This window comes from Anaerotignum neopropionicum (genome assembly GCF_001571775.1).
Taxonomy (GTDB): Bacteria; Bacillota; Clostridia; order Lachnospirales; family Anaerotignaceae; genus Chakrabartyella; species Chakrabartyella neopropionicum.
Genome location: NZ_LRVM01000026.1, coordinates 1 through 1,034, shown reverse-complemented (window position 1 = coordinate 1,034; position 1,034 = coordinate 1). Strand labels below are relative to the sequence as shown.

Here is a 1,034-nt window from a genome sequence, read left to right as displayed (position 1 = left end):
GCCTTTGCTGTTTTATATTTTCTAATTGCATCAGCCAATTTAGGCAGGATAACCTTAACGTCACCAACGATACCCAAGTCGGATACTTCGAAGATGGGTGCTGTGTCATTTTTGTTAATGGAAATAACCAATTCGGAATTTTCCATACCTGCAACGTGCTGAATTGCACCGGAAATACCACAAGCCATGTAAAGGTCAGGGCGTACTGTCTTACCTGTCTGACCTACCTGACGATCTTTTTCAATCCAGCCAGCGTCAACGCATGCTCTGGAAGAACCAACCTCTGCGCCCAAAGCACTTGCTACGTCTTTGATCAATTCGAAGCCCTGAGGACCACCAATACCACGACCACCGGATACAATCAATTTCGCCTCTGTCAAGTCAACGGATTTCTTTTCAGCCTTAACAACTTCAAGAATTTCAATGTTCATGTCAGCATCTGTAAAGTCTACATTGAATTTGATCAATTCGCCTGTTCTTGTTGTGTCTTTTGCAATTCTCTTCATAACGCCAGGACGTACTGTCGCCATCTGAGGTTTTGTTCTAGGGCACATCAATGTTGCCATGATGTTACCACCGAATGCAGGACGAGTCATAAGAAGTGCTCTTGTAGGATCTTCACAGCCCATAGCTGCTTCCTTCGCAAATTCTTCTTCTGTCTTTGCCATTCTTAAGCCTGTTGTATCTGCAACCAAACCTGTTTTTACACGGCTAGCTACACGAGGAGCCACGTCACGACCGATGGAAGATGCTCCGAAAAGCATGATTTCGGGATCATATTCGTTAACGATAGCTGTAATTGCCTTTGTATAAGGCTCTGTTACATACTCTTTCAAATAAGGGCTGTCAACAAGGATAACCTTGTCTGCGCCATAGTGGAAAAGTTTGTTAACCTGACCTTCCATTTCATGACCTAACAGGACTGCTACTACTTCGTCCTTGAGGTCTTCTTTCAATCTTGTGGATTCGCCGACCAATTCCAGACCTACGTTCTGAACTTTGCCGCTTCTTTGTTCAATAACTACAAAAATACC

The 1,034-nt window shown here is 43.8% G+C and carries 1 protein-coding gene; it reads right to left on the bottom strand.

Translation table 11 applies throughout. From position 1 onward, the window contains the following. Window positions 1–1,034, bottom strand: a 1,034-nt coding sequence (locus CLNEO_RS15160; protein ID WP_066091139.1) for an electron transfer flavoprotein subunit alpha/FixB family protein, incomplete at both ends; no start/stop codon positions are given.